The organism is Actinomyces timonensis, from assembly GCF_040702965.1.
Lineage (GTDB): Bacteria > Actinomycetota > Actinomycetes > Actinomycetales > Actinomycetaceae > Actinomyces > Actinomyces timonensis_A.
Map to the genome: position 1 here is coordinate 673,088 of NZ_CP159989.1, position 17,493 is coordinate 690,580.

The 17,493-nt window shown below is 72.1% G+C and carries 13 protein-coding genes and 1 pseudogene; 9 read left to right on the forward strand and 5 right to left on the reverse strand.

The genetic code is table 11. The annotated features are described in order from the left end of the window. The first annotated feature begins 22 nt into the window (after positions 1-22). The gene (locus ABXS69_RS02925; RefSeq protein ID WP_366181102.1) at positions 23-553 is read left to right on the forward strand and encodes a Fis family transcriptional regulator; all 531 of its coding nucleotides are present in this window, start codon (positions 23-25) and stop codon (positions 551-553) included. 4 nt (positions 554-557) lie between these two features. On the opposite strand, the gene ABXS69_RS02930 is transcribed toward ABXS69_RS02925, so the two are convergent. Further along, positions 558-779, reverse strand: coding sequence for a helix-turn-helix domain-containing protein (locus ABXS69_RS02930; protein ID WP_366181103.1), 222 nt, complete (start codon positions 777-779; stop codon positions 558-560). 114 nt (positions 780-893) lie between these two features. Here ABXS69_RS02930 and ABXS69_RS02935 point away from each other — a divergent pair, with 114 nt between their 5' ends. From ABXS69_RS02935 to ABXS69_RS02960, 6 genes and pseudogenes are all read left to right on the forward strand, one after another. Then, positions 894-1,667, forward strand: coding sequence for a hypothetical protein (locus ABXS69_RS02935; protein ID WP_366181104.1), 774 nt, complete (start codon positions 894-896; stop codon positions 1,665-1,667). An 837-nt stretch (positions 1,668-2,504) separates the two neighbouring features. Further along, a complete protein-coding gene (locus ABXS69_RS02940; protein WP_366181105.1) occupies positions 2,505-3,071 on the forward strand; it encodes a hypothetical protein in 567 nt (188 codons plus the stop codon). 4 nt (positions 3,072-3,075) lie between these two features. Continuing rightward, positions 3,076-3,522: pseudogene (locus tag ABXS69_RS02945) on the forward strand (hypothetical protein); the annotation flags it as partial. A 241-nt stretch (positions 3,523-3,763) separates the two neighbouring features. Then, positions 3,764-5,248, forward strand: a complete 1,485-nt coding sequence (locus ABXS69_RS02950; protein WP_366181106.1) for a sugar ABC transporter ATP-binding protein — start codon at positions 3,764-3,766, stop codon at positions 5,246-5,248. Between the two features lie 10 nt (positions 5,249-5,258). Continuing rightward, complete coding sequence (locus ABXS69_RS02955) at positions 5,259-6,227, forward strand: ABC transporter permease (RefSeq protein ID WP_366181107.1); 969 nt, start codon at positions 5,259-5,261, stop codon at positions 6,225-6,227. A gap of 45 nt (positions 6,228-6,272) precedes the next feature. After that, a complete protein-coding gene (locus tag ABXS69_RS02960) occupies positions 6,273-7,211 on the forward strand; it encodes a sugar ABC transporter substrate-binding protein (RefSeq protein ID WP_366181108.1) in 939 nt (312 codons plus the stop codon). A gap of 47 nt (positions 7,212-7,258) precedes the next feature. Here the strand turns inward: ABXS69_RS02960 and ABXS69_RS02965 are convergent, their stop codons facing one another. The 4 genes from ABXS69_RS02965 to hisN form a co-directional block, all read right to left on the reverse strand. Beyond that, positions 7,259-10,441 carry an SMC family ATPase gene (locus tag ABXS69_RS02965; RefSeq protein WP_366181109.1) on the reverse strand — a complete coding sequence of 1,061 codons (3,183 nt, stop codon included), beginning with the start codon at positions 10,439-10,441 and terminating at the stop codon, positions 7,259-7,261. After that, positions 10,438-11,778 (reverse strand): exonuclease subunit SbcD, encoded by a 1,341-nt coding sequence (sbcD, locus tag ABXS69_RS02970; protein WP_366181110.1) that lies wholly within the window; start codon positions 11,776-11,778, stop codon positions 10,438-10,440. The genes ABXS69_RS02965 and sbcD overlap by 4 nt, the downstream gene beginning before the upstream one ends. 139 nt (positions 11,779-11,917) lie before the next feature. After that, a complete protein-coding gene (locus tag ABXS69_RS02975; RefSeq protein ID WP_366181111.1) occupies positions 11,918-12,757 on the reverse strand; it encodes an undecaprenyl-diphosphate phosphatase in 840 nt (279 codons plus the stop codon). Positions 12,758-13,025: 268 nt separating this feature from the next. Continuing rightward, a complete protein-coding gene (gene hisN, locus ABXS69_RS02980) occupies positions 13,026-13,838 on the reverse strand; it encodes a histidinol-phosphatase (protein ID WP_366181112.1) in 813 nt (270 codons plus the stop codon). Positions 13,839-14,185: 347 nt separating this feature from the next. Between hisN and ABXS69_RS02985 the strand changes: the two genes are divergently transcribed. Further along, positions 14,186-14,974: an ABC transporter ATP-binding protein gene (locus tag ABXS69_RS02985; protein ID WP_366181113.1), complete on the forward strand. Its 789-nt coding sequence runs from the start codon at positions 14,186-14,188 to the stop codon at positions 14,972-14,974. Continuing rightward, complete coding sequence (locus ABXS69_RS02990; protein WP_366181114.1) at positions 14,974-17,463, forward strand: FtsX-like permease family protein; 2,490 nt, start codon at positions 14,974-14,976, stop codon at positions 17,461-17,463. Before ABXS69_RS02985 ends, ABXS69_RS02990 begins: the two co-directional genes overlap by 1 nt. Positions 17,464-17,493: the final 30 nt, after the last annotated feature.

A 17,493-nucleotide genomic window follows, 5' to 3' on the forward strand; every position in this document is an offset into this window, starting at 1 on the left:
GGAGCTGTGGTGGGCTACGCCCATGGACGGAGGCGCGGGCTGGAGCCGGATGCTGGACGACCTGGAGAACCGCTTCGACGCCGAGCGGCGGGCGCAGGTCGCCGCTCAGAGCGTCGAGAGCGCCGCCGCCGACGCCGCGCTCATCCGCCTCGTCGATCGGCTCCGGGGCCGCGTCGGCCAGCGGGTCCGGCTGCGCACCCGTGGCGGCAACGATGTCGACGGCGCTCTGGCCCAGGTGGGGGATGGGATCGCGCTCATCGACGAGCCCGGTGGCCTCCAGGCCGTCGTTCCGCTCGCCTCGATCGCGGTGGTGGTCGGGCTCGTGGCGGCGGCCCCGGAACCGCGGCGCCCCTCGCGCGCGACCCTGGCCACCGTGCTCCGAGAGCTGGGGCGCAGGGGCTCGCGGACCCGCCTGCTCATGCCCGCGGGCGATGTCGTGGGGCGGATCGCGCGGGTCGGCGCCGACCATGTCGATCTCCTGGAGGCCGCCGCGGAGCGGCAGGCCAGGATCAGCGTCGCCTTCGACGCGATCGACCTGGTCCGGAGCGGGTAGGGGGTCAGGCCCCGCTCGTCACCCGGCCGGAGGCGATCATCTCCCGGGTCGCGTCGAGCTGGCGGTCGATGTACTCGTCCAGCGCCGCCTCCTCGATCCGCCACAGGTGCCGGGCCCCTACCTGGATGGCGGGCAGGTCGCCGGACTGGATGAGCGCGCGCACGCCCTGCGCCGAGAGCTGGAGCTGGTCGGCCACATCGGCGATGGTCAAGAAGCGTCTGGGCATGGCACGATGGTCTCACCGCGCACCCTGGGCGCGCCACCCCTCGGGCATCCCTGTGGATAACGAGAAGTCATCAACGATCATCAGGATCGGCTGCGAATCATCAAGGAGGATCTCGTGCCAGCCGCCCGGCGCTCCCAGGCCCCACTTCCCGCGCGCCCCTCTCCCTCCTCCCCGCGCCCGTCCCCGGCCCCCGCCAGGTGGCGGCGCCCGGGCTGGCGGGACCCGCGCCTGGCGGGCGGGCTCGCCCTCATCGGCGGCGCCGTCGCCCTGGGCGCCTGGGCGGTCGACTCCGCCGCGGGAACCCAGGAGGTCTACGTCCTCACGCGCGACGTCGCCCCCGGCACGGACCTCACCGCCGACGGCGTGCTCGCCCTCGTCGACTCCCGCCCCGGCTCGGGCGCCTACATCCCGGCGGGTGGCCTGCCCGGCGGCGCGATCGCGACCCGTTCCCTGGGCAAGGGTGAGCTGCTGCCCGCGGCCGCCGTCGCCCCCGCCTCGGCCGCGTCCCAGCGCTCCATCGTCATCGAGGCGTCCCTCGGGCTGCCCAAGGGCACTGGTGCTGGCGACGGCGTCGACCTGTGGCAGCTGCCGGACGGCGGCTCCCCGCGATCCGCCGGATCGGTGCCCCTCGTGGCGGGCGCGGTGACGGCCGAGCCATCGGCCGACGCGGCGCCGGTGGGCGCCTCCCCCCAGGAGGGCGCCGGTCGCGCGCGGGTCGTGGCCCAGGACCTCGTCATCCGTGCCGTCAACCAGGAGCGCTCCAGCCTCGTGTCCACCGGGACCACCGCGGTGGAGGTGCTCGTGCCCGAGGGCTCCGTGGCCGACGTCCTCACCGCCGTCGGCTCGGGGTGGCCGCTCGTGCTCGTGCCCACCGGGCAGGGCTCCTGACGTGGCGGCGCCAGCGAGCGGCGTCCTCCTGGGCCTGGCCGGCTCGGACGCGGAGGCGCTGCGGGCCATCGACGCCCAGGGGTCGGGGCTGCGGGTGGTGCGCCGGTGCGCGGACCTGACCGACCTCGTGGGCGCGGCCATGGCCGGGCTCGCCTCTCTCGTCGTCCTCGAGACGGCCTTCGACGACGTCGATCGCGCCGTCGTCGACCGGATCACCCGCTGCGGCGCCGTCGGCGTGCTCCTCGTGCCGGATGGCGAGGAGGCCCAGTGGTCCACGCCCGGCTGGATCGTCCTGGGCGCCGCGGCCCGGCCCGACGAGGTGCGCGGCGCCCTCCAGGCGCTGGCCCGCCAGGCGGTTCCCCCGCCTCCCGCCGGGGGCTGGGGCGGTGCGGCGATCACGACCGGTGCGGCTCCGCGGGGGGCCCGGGCGGCCGTCGGCGGCGCGCCCGTCCCGGGGGAGCCGATGGCGCGGCCCGAAGGGGTGGTGGGGGCGGCGCCGCCCCCACCGGGGGCGCCCACCGCCGGTCGGCGGGGGAGGATCGTGGCGGTGTGGGGGCCCCACGGCGCCCCCGGCCGCAGCATGATCGCCGCCAGCCTCGCCCACGGCCTGGCCCCCTCCGGCGGTGCTCTGCTCGTCGACGCCGATGTGGAGGCCCCGAGCCTCGTGGAGCTCCTCGGTCTTCCCGAGGACTCCTCCTCGCTGGCCACGGCCGCGCGCCTGGCCGCCCACGGGCGCCTGGACGACGCGGAGCTCGCCCGGCTCGTCGTGCCGATCGGCGCGGGGGTCGGGCTCCTGTCCGGGCTCGGCAGGCCGGGTCGCTGGCGGAGCTGCCGCCGGTGGCGATGGAGGCCGTCTGGGGGCGGGCGCGCCGTGCGGCCGCCTGGACGGTGGTGGACCTGGCGGGCGGCCCGATCGACGACGCCGTCGACGAGTACTCCCTCGAGCCCGGCCGCGGGGCCATGGCCGCCGAGCTGCTGCGCCAGGCCGACGAGGTCCTGCTCGTGGGCGCGGGGGACCCGATCGGTGTGCGCCGCCTCCTCCAGCTGCTCGCCGACTGCGAGGAGGCCCTGGGGGTCGGGCGCGCGCCGCGCGTCGTCGTCAACCGGGTGCGGGCCTCCGCGGCCGGGCCCTCACCGGCGCGGGCGGTGCGGGAGTCCCTGGGCAGGTTCGGCGGCGTCGCCGATCCGATCCTGCTGCCCGAGGACCCCCAGGTGGCAGACCGCTGCGTCCTGGAGGCCCGCGCCGTTCTCGACCTGTGCCCCGGATCGGCGCTGGGGCGGGCCCTGGCCGGGCTGGTGGACGCCCTCGACCCGTCCGCCGACTGCTCGCGGGCCGCCCGATCGCGGCGCGGGAACACGCGAGCCGCCGGGGACGGCCGCCACGGCCGCCGACGGGCACACTAGGCCCATGCGCATCTACCTGCCCGCCACGGCCGCCGACCTCGCCGCTGATCCCATCACCGCCCGCCGGGCCCATGCCGCGACGGATTCCCTGGCCGCCGCCCTGCCCGATGAGGACGAGGAGGGCCTGGAGGTCTCGGCGAGCCTGTGCGCCGCCGACGCCTCCGTCCTGCTGCTCTCGGAGCCGGGCGCGAGCGGCCTGGCGGACCGCCGCGTGGTCATCGCCGCCGACGTCGACTCGCCGCGCGAGCTGGCGCCCTCCGATGATGTCCTGCCCGGCACCGTGGAGCTGAGCGCGGATGTCCCATGGGACGACGTCGCGGCGATCCTCGTCGACGAGCCGCGCGCGGAGGCCGATGTCCGGGCCGCCCGCACCGGCGATGAGGAGGCCTTCGAGCGCGCCGCCGAGGCGGACCTGCTCTGGTACGACGTCTCCGAGCGCCCCGCGCTCGCCTCGGAAGCTGGGAGTCTGAGCCGCCCCGACGATCCGGGACCGGTCAAGGTCCCAGGCGCGCAGCCACATCATCGACCTAATGTCCGGACAACTCTTGTCAACTGGTGTTAGCGGCGATATCCTTCCAGTGAGACCTGGGTCACGGAGTCGGGGGCGGCGCCATTGAGGGCGCCTACGCTCCGGAGCCCATCGGGCCCGCCGATGGGGACGGGCCCCGGGGTCGGAGCCCGGAGGTGACGCCATGACCGACACCATCCTCGAGATGCGGGGGATCTCGAAGTCCTTCCCCGGCGTCACCGTCCTCAAGGACGTCACGCTCACCCTGGGCCCCGGCGAGGTCCACGCCCTCATGGGTGAGAACGGCGCAGGCAAGTCCACGCTCATGAGGATCCTCATGGGCATCCACGCTCCCGACGCCGGCAGCATCCTCATCGACGGCGCCCAGGAGAGGATCACCGATCCCTCCCGCGCGATCGCCCTGGGCATCGCCATGATCCACCAGGAGCTCAACCCGGTCCTCGACATGCCGGTCTACGAGAACATCTTCTTAGGCAGGGAGCTGCGTCGCGGAGGGCTCGCCGACCACTCGCGCATGCGACACCGGACGGCCGAGCTCCTGGACTCCATGGGGATCGGCATCCGGCCCGACGCGCTCATGCGCACCCTGTCCGTCGCCCAGTGCCAGCAGGTGGAGATCGCCAAGGCCCTCTCCGCCGGCGCCCGGATCATCATCATGGACGAACCCACCTCCGCCATCACGGACGACGACGTCGAGGCGCTCTTCGCCCAGATCTCCTCCCTCAAGGGCAAGGGGGTGGGCATCATCTACATCTCGCACAAGATGGACGAGATCTTCCGCATCGCTGATCGCGTCACCGTCCTGCGCGACGGCGAGCTCATCCGCGTCGACGACGCCTCCGAGCTCGACGAGAAGGCGCTCATCACGGCGATGGTCGGCCGGACCCTCGATGACGCGTTCCCCAAGCGCCGGGTCCCCATCGGCGCCCCTGTCCTCCAGGTGAGGGACTGGGCCGTCGACGAGCGGATCGCGGGAATCGACCTGGAGGCGCGCGCCGGGGAGATCCTCGGCATCGGGGGACTCGTGGGAGCGGGCCGCTCGGAGCTCGTGGAGTCCCTCTTCGGGATGCGCGCGCACCGATCGGGGCGGATCCTCAAGGACGGCCAGGAGATCATGGTCCGCCGCCCGGCCGACGCGATCCGCCACGGGATCGCCCTCATCACGGAGGACCGCAAGGGCACCGGCCTCGATCTGGAGGGCTCGGTGGCCGCGAACATCGCCCTGCCCTCGCTGGGGCGCCTCTTCGGCAACGGGATGGTGCGCCCTCGCGCGGAGTCGCGCCTCGCCGAGAGGCACGTGTCCCGGCTCGGCATCAGAACGCCGTCGGTCCGGCGGCGCTGCGCCACCCTGTCCGGGGGCAACCAGCAGAAGGTCGTCCTCGCCAAATGGTTGGAGACCGACCCCGACGTCATCATCCTCGACGACCCGACCAGGGGGATCGACATCGGGGCGAAGCGCGACATCTACGAGCTCATCGGCGAGCTCGTCGAGCAGGGCAAGGCGGTCATCCTCATCTCCTCGGAGATGGGCGAGCTGCTCGGCCTCAGCGACCGGGTCATCGTCCTGGCCGAGGGGCGGATAACCGGCGCCCTCGACTCATCCCAGTTCTCCCAGGAGGCGGTCATGGAACTCGCCTCGCGATTCTAGGAGCACAGCAATGCCCAGCGCCCCATCCACCCCCCTGCCCCGGAGACTCAACGCCTCCCTGCGAGATACGGGCATCGCCGCCGTGTTCCTCGCGCTCGTCGTCGTCCTGTGGGGCGTCTCGCCGGACCACAGCTTCCTCGGGCTGAACAACATCCTGCTCATCCTCGTGCAGACCACGATCAACGGGATCCTGGCCATGGGCATGATGTACGTCATCATCTCCGGGGAGATCGACCTGTCCGTGGGCTCCACGATCGCTCTGTCCGGCGTCGTGGCCACCATGCTCGCCCACCCCGGTGGCCACCCGCTCGTCGTGCCCATCGTGGCGGGAGTCGCCGTGGGGGCCGGCGTCGGCCTGCTCAACGGGATCGGGGTCGCCTACGGGGCGATCCCCTCCTTCATCGTCACGCTGGGCATGATGACGGCGGTGCGGGGCCTGGCGCTCCTCGTGTCCGGGGGCTCGCCGATCTACGGGGTGTCCTCGGGCTTCGAGGCGATCGCCTCGGCGCGGATCGGCAGGCTCCCCATCATGGCCATCTACTTCATCGTCATCGCCGCCCTCGCCGCCTTCGTCCTCAACCGCACGGTCTTCGGGCGCCGCGTCTACGCCGTCGGCGGCAATCCCGTGGCCGCCGAGGTCTCCGGCGTGAGCGTCAGGCGCTCAAAGATCTCAGTGTTCGTCATCGCGGGCATCCTGGCCGGCTTCTGCGGCGTCCTGCTCGCCTCGCGCACGATCACCGGCTCGCCCACCGCCGGCGAGTCCTACGAGCTCGACGCCATCGCGGCCGTCGTCATCGGAGGGGTCTCGATGACCGGTGGGCGCGGGCGGGCCGCGGGCGTCGTCATCGGCGCCCTCATGATCGCCGTCATCGCCAACGGCCTGGACATCCTGGGGATCGACTCGAACTTCCAGAAGGTCGTCAAGGGCCTCATCATCGTCTTCGCCGTCCTCCTGGACGTCAAGACCCGCCGCGACTGAGCGGGCGGTTACGGCAGACGCGCTCGATGGAGGGGGATCAGAGGGATGAGCAAGAGACTGGTGGCGCTGCTCAGCAGCGTCGTGCTGGTGGGGGCCATGCTCACCGGCTGCGCGGCCGGCTCCACGACGGGAGGGGCCGGGCCCAAGATCGCGGTGGTCATGAGCCACCTGTCGAACTCCTTCACGACGACGGTCGCCGAGGCCGCCAAGAAGAAGGGGGTGGAGCTGGGCCTGCGGGTCACGGTCTTCGACGGGAAGAAGGACGCCGCCACCCAGCTGGGCCAGATCGAGTCCGCCGTGGCGCAGGGCTACGACGGTATCCTCGTTGAGCCGGTCTCGCAGGAGGGGATCGCCCCCGCCCTCAAGGCGGCGGATGACGCCGACATCCCCATCGGCACGATCATCCAGCAGGCGCGCCAGCAGGAGAGGGCCGCGTTCTACGTCGGCGGGGACGACGCGGCGGCGGGGAGGCTGGAGATGGAGAAGGCGATCGAGGCGATCGGGGGATCCGGCAGCGTCGCCGTGCTGCTGGGGCCGATGGGCTCCGACGGGCAGGTGCAGCGCTCCAACGGCTACGCGCGGGTCCTGGATGAGAGCCCCGGGGTGGAGCTGGTCGCGGAGCAGACGGGGAACTGGGACACCGCCGAGGCCCTCAAGGTCACTGAGAACTGGCTGTCCTCGGGGCGGGATATCGACGTGATCGTCGCGCAGAACGATTCCATGGCCATTGGCGCCCTCAAGGCCCTGAGCGATGCCGGCCGCCAGGACATCAAGGTCTTCGGCGTGGACGCCACGGATGACGGCATCGCCTCGATCAAGTCCGGGGGCATGGTCGGCACCGTCTCCCAGGACACGGCCGGCATGGGGGCGCTGGCCGTTGAGACGCTCGCCAAGAAGATGAGCGGGGAGCAGGTGGAGGCCGTCAACTTCACCCAGGCGACCTGGGTGACGAAGGAGAACGCCGACGCCCTGGCGGGCGCGTGACGCCCGCGGGCGTCACGATGGCTGGCGGGGCGGTCCCCGCGGCGGGCTCAGGCGCCGGTGACGGTGAGGGATGAGGCCCCGCCGCCCAGGCGTCGCACGGTGACGCGGTCCGGGATCTGCTCGCGCAGCTCGGCCACGTGCGACACGATCCCGACCGTCCTCCCGCCGGCCCGCAGGCGGTCGATCTGGGCCATGACGGCGGTGAGGGTGGCCGGGTCGAGCGCGCCGAAGCCCTCGTCGATGAACAGCGTGTCCAGGCTGACCCCGCCGGACTCGGCGCTCACCACGTCGGCCAGCGCCAGGGCCAGCGCGAGGGAGACGTAGAAGGTCTCCCCGCCCGACAGCGTCTTGGGATCGCGGGCGCGTCCTCGGCCGTGCTCATCACGCTCGTCGAGATGATCGACAACGGCGAGCCCCAGGCCCTTGCGGTGCGCGCGGGACCCCGCCTCGTCATCGACCCGGATGAGCTCGTAGCGGCCCGAGGAGATCTCGGTGAGGCGCTCATTGGCGAAGACCAGGACATCCTCGAAGCGGCTGAGCAGCACCCAGGAGGACAGGGGCGTGCCCGCCGGGTTGTCCCCGCGCGCGAGGTCGGCCACGCGCAGGAGGGCCGCGGCGCTCCCGAGCGCGGCCTCGTAGGCGTCCGCCGCCGTGATGACGGCGGCCGCCGCGCCCTCCACCTGGCGGTGGGCCTCCGCGGCCCGGGAGGAGGCGTCCGCCGCCACCTGGAGGGCCGCGGCGGCGACGGCGTGGTCCTTCTGAGCGGCGGGAAGGGGATCGATGAGGTCCTCGGGCAGGGAGGCGATCCCCGGGGCCGCCAGGTCCCGCGCGACGCGCTCGCGCTGAGCCCCGGCGGCCGCGACCGCCTTCCTCAGGGAGGCGAGCTCGCCGGTGGGCAGCGCAGCCGCGCGGACGCTGTCGTCGCCCGCGAACTCCTCGGCCTCCAGCGCGGTGCGCGCCGCCCAGCGCGCCTCGTCGGCGTCCCTCAAGGCGCCGTCGGCGCGCGAGACAGCGGTTGCCGCGTCGCGGGCGGTTGCCGCGGCGAGGCGCAGGTCCCGGCGGCGGGAGGCGAGGGACTCCCAGGGCCCGCGGGCGGCCTCGCAGTCGGCGAGGCCGTCCGCATGGGCCTGGCGCAGGGCGCGAGCGCGCTCGTCGGCCTCGACCTTGCGGGCCAGCAGCACCGACTGCTCCTCGCGCAGCTCCTGCGCCCGCCACGCGTGCTCCTCCAGCGCCTGGCGCAGGCCGTCCAGGGAATCGGCGTGCTCGCGCGCCCGGGCAAGCGCCGCCCGCGCGTCCGCCAGGGCGGTGGAGGCCTCCTCAGGGCCGGCGCCATCGGCCTCCTTCACGGCCAGGGAGTGGGCGGCCTCGGCGGCGTCGTGCTCCCTGCGCGCGAGGTCCAGGGCGTCCCCGGCCTGGCGCGCGGCGGCCTCGGCGGCCTCGACATCGGCCCGAGTGGTGGGCTCGGCACCGTCGACAACGGCTGGCGAGGGGTGATCGGCGGCGCCGCAGACCGGACAGGCCTCGCCGTCGCGGAGCTCGCCGGCCAGGGCGCCCGCGGTCGACGAGATCCAGGAGGCGCGCACCGCTGCCACCCGGCGCGCGGCCTCCTCGGCGCGCCCGGCGGCAGCCGACAGTCCCGCCCTCCCCTCCTCGACCCGCTCGGCGAGGGCGGGGACCGACTGGGCCGCCCTGTGGCGGGCGGTGGCCGCCTCCTGCGCGGCGACGAGGACATCGAGCCGGGCGCTGGCCTCCTGCGCGCTCCCGATCCGCTCGCGCAGGCGCTGCTCCTCCTGGGGCCACGTGGTGGTCAGCTCCTCCTCGATCGACGCGAGGCGCGCGCGGATCGGCCCCTGCCCCGCCTCAAGGGCCTCCGCCTGAGCGAGCGTGTCCGCCAGGCCCTCCTCGGTGCGCACCAGGGCCGACAGCGCCCCCTCCTCCTGGGCCAGGGCGGCTGCCAGCTCCTCCAGGGGGGTGGGCGCGCCGACGCCGATCGCCTCAGCGGCGCCGGACCGCTCGGCAGCGCCGGTCGGGGCCCCCTCGCGCAGGCGCCGCCAGGCGGCCTCAGCCCGGGCGAGCAGGGGCGCGGCCGTGGCAGCGACCCGATCGCGCAGCTCCACCACATGCATGGGGGCGGTGCCCTCCGCCGGGGCTTCCAGCAGCGCCCGCAGCGCTCTCACCGCGTCCCGCGCCGCCGTGGCGGCGCGGGACGCGGCGTCGATGGCGGGCAGGGCCCGGGCGGCGCGCTCGGCCGCGGCCAGGCGCTCGGCGCGCGCGGAGTCCTCCTGAGCGCGCGCCTCCAGGGCGGTCCTCTCGGTGAGGAGCTCGGCGCGCCGCTGAAGAGCGGCATGGGTGCCGCGGGCGGCCTCAACCGCCTCACGGGCGCGCTGCTCCGCTCCGGCGGCGGCCGCGCGGCGCCGGCTCGCCTCCTCGGCGAGGGCGGAGGAGGCCTCGCTGATGGCCCGGGCCGCGTCGCGCATGGCGGCCGCGTCGGGCGCGTGGCCGCTGGCGATGAGACGCTCGGTGAGCCCCTCGGGCAGGTCGGCCGCGCCCAGCTGGGGCAGCGCCGCGAGGACGGCCCCCGTGGAGGCCAAGGTGGTGCGCGCGGCCTCCACCCTCTTGCGCTCAGCCGCGGAGTCCTTGGCGAGCCTGTCCTCGATGCGTCGGTAGAGGCCCGTGCCGAAGACATCGCGCAGGAGCTCCTGGCGGTCGGCCGAGGTGGAGCGCAGGAAGCGCGCGAACTTCCCCTGCGGCAGGACCACGGTCTGGGTGAACTGCTCGCGGGTCAGCCCCACGGCGCGGGTGATCTCCGCCCCGGCGTCCTCGGCGCGCGTGACAGGCTCATCGAGGGCCTCGCCGCCGACGGCGGAGAGGCGCCAGAGCTTGACGGTGGCGCCCTGGGTGGTGGTTCCCGAGCCCCGCTTCTTGGGCCGCTCATAGGCGGGGGCGCGCCGCACCCGGTAGATGCCCGAGCTCGTGGAGAAGACGAGCTCGATGACGCTCTCCACCTCCGGGCCTGCCAAGGTGGAGCGGATGCGGTCCTTGGAGGAGTCGTCGGCATCGGCCACGGAGCCGTACAGGGCGAAGACGATGGCGTCGATGATGGTGGTCTTGCCCGATCCGGTGGGGCCGGTGAGAAGGAAGCGCCCCGAGTCGCCGAAGGCGTCGAAGTTGATCGTCTCGGTGCCCGGGTAGGGGCCGATCGCGGTCATGGTGAGGGAGTGGATCCTCATCGCGCGCTCCTCCCATCGGCCAGGGCGGCCTCGTAGGCGCCGCGCATGACGGCGAGCTCGGATGGTGCGGCGGAGCGCCCGGTGACGTCCTGGAGGAAGCCCGCGGCGACGACCATCGGGTCGATCGCGGACGTGACGGCGATGCGCTCCCGCTGCGCGCGCTCAGGCGCCTCATGGCTGAAGGCGAGGAGGTCGGGGAAGCGCTCCTTAAGGGTGGCCAGGGCGCCAGGTGGGCGCTCGCCCACGAGCACGGCGCGCACCCACGCGCCCACGTCGCCGTCGTGCGCGGGGGAGAGGAGCTCCTCCATCGTTCCGCGCACGGAGGCCACGCGGTGGATGGCCGGCGCGTCCACGCGCTCCAGGGACTCCACCCCCCGCGGCCCCAGGTCGACGATGATCGAGGATTTGGCGCCGGTCTCGTCGAAGGAGAAGGGCAGCGGCGAGCCCGAGTAGGCCAGGCGCGGGCCCGGCTCGCCGCCGGGGGCGGGCGGGCGGGCGAGCTCCTGCGGGCGGTGGAGGTGGCCGAGCGCCACGTAGTCGAGGCCGCCCGAGGCCCCTGCCGCCTCCGACCCGCCGAGGTCGGCGAACACCCCGGCGGGGACGGAATCCACTCCGCCCACGCGGATATCCCGCTCGGAATCGCTGGCCCGGCCGCCGACGACGAAGGCATGGGCCATGAGCAGGCTCGGCAGGCGGGACGAGTGCCGGGCGCGCAGGCGCGCCAGGTCCGGCGCCACGAGCCGCAGCGCGGCCGCGACGACGGCCTCGTGGGAGCGGGGCAGGCGCGAGCCGGAGGAGCGGTCGTCCCCGGTGCCCCCGTCGCCCCCGGGGGCGCGGTCGGCCCCCTCCCCGCCGGGCCGACCGGCCGTGTCGCTCCCGATCCGCTCCCCGAGGCGCTCGGTGAGAAGCGGCGGGAGGGACTCGCGGGCGGCGTCGGGGTCGAGATAGGGCAGGGCGTGGATGATCAGCCCGTCCCGGCCATCTGCGTCCGGCAGGACGATGCCCCGGTCCAGCCCGCTCGCGCGCGCCCGGATGAGGAGGCGCTCCCCCATGAGGTCGGCGGCGAATCCGAGCCGCCGCGCCGAGTCGTGATTCCCGGGGATGAGCACCACCCGGGTCCGCTCCGTCAGGCGCCGCAGGGTCTCGTCGAGGAGGGCCACGGAGGCGTTCGGCGGGATGGCCCGGTCGTAGACGTCCCCGGCCACGAGCACGGCGTCGACGCCCTCATCGTGCACGAGCTCGACGAGGTGGTCGGCGAAGGCCGCGTGGGCGTCGTCGAGCGCGCGCCCGTGGAAGGTCCGCCCCAGGTGCCAGTCGGAGGTGTGCAGGATCCGCATAGGAGGACGATCTCACGGGGGCACGACACGAATCCGCCACGTTCCGAGGGGCCGCGGAGGGTGCCTCGCGCGTGGCCGCTGACCACCTGCTTCAGGCAGATGACGGCCCCTGACCGCCGTCCACCGCCCGGATGGGCCGTCAGGCCCCGACGACGCCCATGGCCACGAGGGCGGCGATGACGCCTCCGAGCGCCACGCGGTAGACGAGGAAGCCCGTGAACTTGTTGGAGGAGACGAACTTCAGCAGCCAGGCGATGGTCGCGTAGGCCACGATGCCGGACACGGCAGTGGCGATGATCGTCGCGCTCCAGCCGATGCTCGGGTCCGAGATGTCGTCGAAGGCCGTCACGGCCTCGAGCAGACCCGCGGCCACCAGTGCCGGGATGCCCATGAAGAAGGACAGGCGCGTGGCCGTCACCCGGTCGAAGCGCAGGAACAGTCCCGCGGAGATCGTCGCCCCGGAGCGGGAGATGCCGGGCAGCACGGGCGCCAGCGCCTGGAAGAGGCCGATGATGAGGGCGTCCTTGACCGTCACGTCACGCATCCCCTTGGTCAGATCCATCCGGCGGTCCGCCAGCCACATGACCGCCGACCACACGACGAGGGCGCCGGCGATGACCCACAGGGATCGCGACGTCACCTCGATGAAGCCCTTGAGGAGCAGCCCGATGACCGCCACCGGGATGGAGCCGAGGATGATGCCCCAGCCGAGCGTGTAGTCGGGGTCTCGGCGGGCCTCCTTATTCGCCAGGCCCTTGCCCCAGGCGGTCACGATCCGCACGATGTCGGACCAGAAGTAGACGACGGCGGCCAGGATCGCGCCGATCTGGATGACGGCGGTAAAGGCCGTCATCCCGACATTGCTGATGTCGTAGCCCAGGAGCTTCTCGACGATGTTGAGGTGCCCGGTCGAGGACACCGGCAGGAACTCGGTGATGCCCTCGACGATGCCGAGGAGGACGGCGTGCAGCCAGTTCATGGGACTCCGATCAAGGAACGACGACGGGGCCGTGGCCTCCGCGATGCTCCCGGAAGGCTACCGGCGCGATGCCCCCGGCGGAATCTCGCGGCCCGCTCCGCGGATGTGCAACGCCCCTCATCCCCCGCTGAGCCCTCCCGCGGAAGGGGGGATACGAGGGGGCGGCGGGGCGGTGAGATGCGCCATCCGCACCGACTGGCGCGCCTCGCCCGCTGGCGCGGGCAGGACGGCGCCGCCGGGGTGGGGACGGCGCCGCCCGGGGCGGATCTCAGTCGGTCTCGGAGCCGAGGTGCTTCATGATCGCCTTGTGAAGGCGCCCGTTGGAGGCGACGGCGCTGCCTCCCCAGGGCCCGGCCTCGCCGTCGAGCGAGGTGAAGGTGCCGCCGGCCTCGGTGACGATGGGCACGAGGGCGGCCATGTCGTACAGCTCGAGCTCGGGCTCGGCCGCGAGATCCACGGCCCCCTCGGCGAGCAGCATGTAGGACCAGAAATCGCCGTAGGCGCGCGTGCGCCAGCAGGACTGCATGAGCGAGAGCATCCCGCGCAGGCGGCGGCACTCAGCCCACCCGGACAGGGAGGAGTAGGACAGGGAGGCGTCCCCGAGAGAGGCGACGCTCGAGACCCCGAGGCGCTTGGCGGAGGACAGGGACCTCCCGGTCCAGGTGCCGCCGCCGGCCACCGCCCACCAGCGCTTGCCCAGCGCCGGCGCGCTCACCAGCCCGACGACGACCTCCCCGTCCTCGACGAGCCCGATGAGCGTGGCCCACACGGGCACGCCCCGCACGAAGTTCTTCGTGCCGTCGATCGGGTCGATGACCCACTGCCGGGGGGCGTGGCCGGTGGGCGGCAGCTCCTCGCCCAGCACCGAGTCGCGACCGCGGGCGCGCGCGAGGTAGTCGCGCACCAGCTTCTCGGTGGTGCGGTCGACCTCGGTGACGGGGGTCAGGTCGGGCTTGGTCTCGACGTTGAAGTCCTGGGCCTCGAAGCGGGGCAGCGTGAGGGCGTCCGCCTGATCCGCGATGGTGTGGGCCAGGTGCAGGTCGTCGCGCCAGCGGCGCTCCGGGGACGGGGTGTCAGCCATGGCTCGACCGTATCGTGCGCAGGAGCACGGATCGGGGATTCCGGCCGGTGACGCGTGCGGACGGTTCTGGTGCGAGGACCCCTGACCGGGGCCGTCGTGCGTCCGGTCGCGCAGCCGGTGCCCTGCTCAGTGAGTGGTGGTGGTGCGAAGGCTCAGGGGCCGTGCGGTTGTGACCGCGGTCTCGCCCGGGGGGACGAGGTGGGATGGTACGGAGGTAGTAGACGGGGCTGCCATATATATGTGCCCAGCGGCTGGAGAGTTCCGTCCTCAGGCGTATTCCCGGTGATTTCCCAGGCTTCTACTGTGGAACACGTCAGCCGATACGAGCAGTGATGGAGGAACCCTCAATGCTGACTTCCACCGAATCCGCCTATCCGGGACTGTCCGGAGCCGATGCGGCTTCGCCGACCGTGGTCGAGGCCCGCATGCTGAGCAAGGTCTACGGCACCGGCGGCGCGCAGGTCACGGCCCTGGACCATGTCTCCCTGGCAGTCAGTCGCGGCCAGTTCGTGGCGGTGATGGGTCCGTCCGGCTCGGGCAAGTCCACCCTGCTGCACTGCCTGGCGGGCCTGGACACCCCGAACACAGGCAGCGTGTTCATCGCCGGGGAGGACCTGGCCGGGATGAATGACCGCCAGCTGACGGCGGTGCGCCGTGACCGGCTCGGCTTCGTGTTCCAGGCCTTCAACCTGCTGCCCCAGCTGACGGCGGAGGAGAATATCGTGCTGCCGCTGCGGCTGGCCCACCGCAAGCCCGAGCAGGACTGGTACGACGTCGTCATCGACTCCCTGGGGATCGGGGATCGGCTCGGGCACCGGCCCAGTGAGCTGTCCGGCGGGCAGCAGCAGCGGGTGGCGGTGGCACGCGCCCTGGTGGGACGCCCGGAGGTCGTCTTCGCCGACGAGCCCACCGGAGCCCTGGACAGCGCTTCGGCCGTCTCCCTGCTGGAGACGCTGGCCCGCATGTGCGAGGTGCTGGGGCAGACGGTGGTCATGGTCACCCACGATGAGAACGCGGCCGAGGCAACCAACCGGATCGTCAGGCTGCGGGACGGGCGGATCGTCGGCGACGACGTGCTCGCCCGCCCCGCCGGCCAGCACGCCGCCCCGGCGGCCGCCGTGCAGGGGGTGCGCTGATGCCCGCCATGCTTGACCTACGCCGCACCGTGGCTGCCCTGGTAGCGGTCGCCATGAGCGCGGCGCTCATCGTTGTAAGTCTCATCATCTCCGATTCCTCGACCGCCCAGATGACGGCGGCGGCTCGCGCCTCGGTCGGCGACGCCGATGTGGTCGTCGTCGCCGACAGCAATGACGACGCCACGGACGGGACCCTGCCCGAACAGGCGGTCCGGGACGTCGCCGCCGCCGACGGCGTGGCCAGTGTGCGTCCCTACATTGAGGGCTCGACTTGGATTGTGCACCCGGCGGGTTCCGCACGCGACACACATCCGTTCGTGCTCGAGGTGCCCGAAATAGGTGGCGGGACACGCTTGACGGCGGGACGTCTGCCGGAGAAGGAAGGAGAGGTAGCCATCTCCCCGGCCGCTGCGCAGGCCCAGGACCTTGAAGTTGGAAGTACCGTATCCTTCAAAGTGGATTCTGTCTCCGAAGCGAGTTCAACCGCGACGGTTGTGGGCATAATTCAAGCCGGTGCTGAGATAACCCGACGCGGTGCGGCCGGCGAGTATGTCTTTGTGACTGCGGAAGAACGTGCGGTACTCGGGGTGCCGGAGACTCCTGTAGTCCTCTACGTGAGAGGATCGGCGGCTACGAATACTGAAGCGCTCATGAAATCAATCGAGCAGGCTGTTCAGGTCTCCCAGCCGGGTGCGGGTGTTTACAACGCCTCCGATATTGTGATCATGCGGACTTTAGGACAAAGTTCGGTGAATTCGGTGACGATGACGCTATTTCAGTTGTTGGGGCCGGTATGTGCCGTGGTGGCGGGAATCGTCATTGCGACGACGTTCGCTACGCTGGTGGCCAGGCAGGCTCGCCAGACCGGGCTGCTGCGTTGCATCGGCGCAACCCGCCGCCAAGTGCTCGGGTCGGTGCTGCGCACGGGGCTGATCACCGGGCTGGTGGGCTCGGTACTGGGTGCCGGGCTTGGTGTTGGACTGGCGGCACTGGTTTCACGTGCAGGCTTGGTCGAAGGTCTGGAACCGCAGTACTTCACGGTATCGTGGCAGTCGCTCCTCCTGGGGATTGTCCTCAGTACCGTGGTGACGTTGGTGGCGGTGGTGCGTCCGGCCCGTCGCGCCACCCGAGTCTCGCCCCTGGTGGCCCTGACCGGGCAGGTGGCGGATGAACGGTCGCTCAGCCGCGGGCGTGTGGTGAGTGCAATCGTTGGGCTTGTGGTAGTTGTGATCGGTTTGGTTGTTACCGGATTGAGCGTTCAGGCGCGAGTTATCGAGTACACGGCAGTTGGCGCAGTGCTTCTGGTGCTGGGTGTGTTGGTAGGACTGCCGCTGCTGGTTATCGGTAGCTCCCGCGCCATGGAGTGGCTTGCTGGCGGGGCGCGTCGGCCGGTGCTGCAGCTCGCCACCCGTAACCTGGCCCGTAACCCGGGGCGTGCCGCCGCTACCACCGCCTCTCTGTTGGTCTCCGTGGCCGTGGCCTCTACCTTGGTCACCGGTGTTAGTAGCGTTCGGGCATCCATGGATGGGTATATTAACAGCGGTAGCCCCATAGATATCCGGGTCGGCGGTATCCCCGCCAATGCGGATACGTCCGCCCTTAAAGCTCGGGTGGAGAATGTGGACAATGTGGACAGAACTGTGCTGGTACCGACGTTTGATGTGGGGATTACTCCGGAAACGACGTCAGACAACGAAATTACCGTGTCCGCAGTGGATGTAGCCGAAGTTGCTCCGGTCATCCGCTCCCGCAACGGACTGGAAGGCCTCGATGACAACACGCTGATCGTTGGAGAAATCTATGACCTTCCCGAGGGTACGCCCGTGACGCTCGCGGGCCCTGCTGGCAGTGCAGAGTTGACCGTACATGTGGAGGAGGGCGGCTTCGGGCCGGTCATTACGCCCGCGGTTGCCAAGGAACTGGTCGGAGACCATCCCACGAGTTCATCCCTGTGGATGCGCACTGTTGGCGACGGTAGTAACGCCGTGCCAGGTTCGCAGGTGCGTCAACTCCTACAAGGGGAGGGTTACTACATCACGACCACGGCAGCAGGTCGAACCGCATTTGCCGAGTACCTCAACTGGATTATCGCGGTCATTGCCGTGGTCCTGGCCTTCACGCTCTTGATCGCCCTGTCCAGCATGGCCAACACCACGGATGTGAGCGTGCTGGAACGGATCCGAGAGATCGGGGTGCTGCGTGCTACGGGCGTACAGCGGCGTCAGCTAGGAGGACTTTTCATCACGGAGTCGGTCCTGACCTCGCTGCTGGGCGGCGTGATCGGAGTTGTCCTGGGGGCGGTCCTGGGCCTCGCTGGCGTAGCCGCGGTCATGGGAGCCGACAGCGGATCGGAACTCGTACTGCGAGTGCCATGGCTAGGACTCGTGGCAATCCTGCTGTCGGCTGCAGCAGTCGGTGTGCTCGCTGCCCTACGTCCCAGCACCCGTGCCGCGTCGGTAGCCCCGGTGACCGCGATTGCCCAGGAGTGAAGCCGGTATACAAGCAAGTTTGCCATCACC

Coding starts and splice junctions, on each gene's coding strand:
- sbcD (WP_366181110.1), bottom strand. CDS start 11,778: ATGCGGATCCTGCACACCTCCGACTGGCACCTGGGGCGGACCTTCCAC.
- ABXS69_RS02985 (WP_366181113.1), top strand. CDS start 14,186: ATGCTGACTTCCACCGAATCCGCCTATCCGGGACTGTCCGGAGCCGAT.
- hisN (WP_366181112.1), bottom strand. CDS start 13,838: ATGGCTGACACCCCGTCCCCGGAGCGCCGCTGGCGCGACGACCTGCAC.
- ABXS69_RS02960 (WP_366181108.1), top strand. CDS start 6,273: ATGAGCAAGAGACTGGTGGCGCTGCTCAGCAGCGTCGTGCTGGTGGGG.
- ABXS69_RS02965 (WP_366181109.1), bottom strand. CDS start 10,441: ATGAGGATCCACTCCCTCACCATGACCGCGATCGGCCCCTACCCGGGC.
- ABXS69_RS02990 (WP_366181114.1), top strand. CDS start 14,974: ATGCCCGCCATGCTTGACCTACGCCGCACCGTGGCTGCCCTGGTAGCG.
- ABXS69_RS02975 (WP_366181111.1), bottom strand. CDS start 12,757: ATGAACTGGCTGCACGCCGTCCTCCTCGGCATCGTCGAGGGCATCACC.
- ABXS69_RS02950 (WP_366181106.1), top strand. CDS start 3,764: ATGACCGACACCATCCTCGAGATGCGGGGGATCTCGAAGTCCTTCCCC.
- ABXS69_RS02955 (WP_366181107.1), top strand. CDS start 5,259: ATGCCCAGCGCCCCATCCACCCCCCTGCCCCGGAGACTCAACGCCTCC.
- ABXS69_RS02925 (WP_366181102.1), top strand. CDS start 23: ATGGACGGAGGCGCGGGCTGGAGCCGGATGCTGGACGACCTGGAGAAC.
- ABXS69_RS02930 (WP_366181103.1), bottom strand. CDS start 779: ATGCCCAGACGCTTCTTGACCATCGCCGATGTGGCCGACCAGCTCCAG.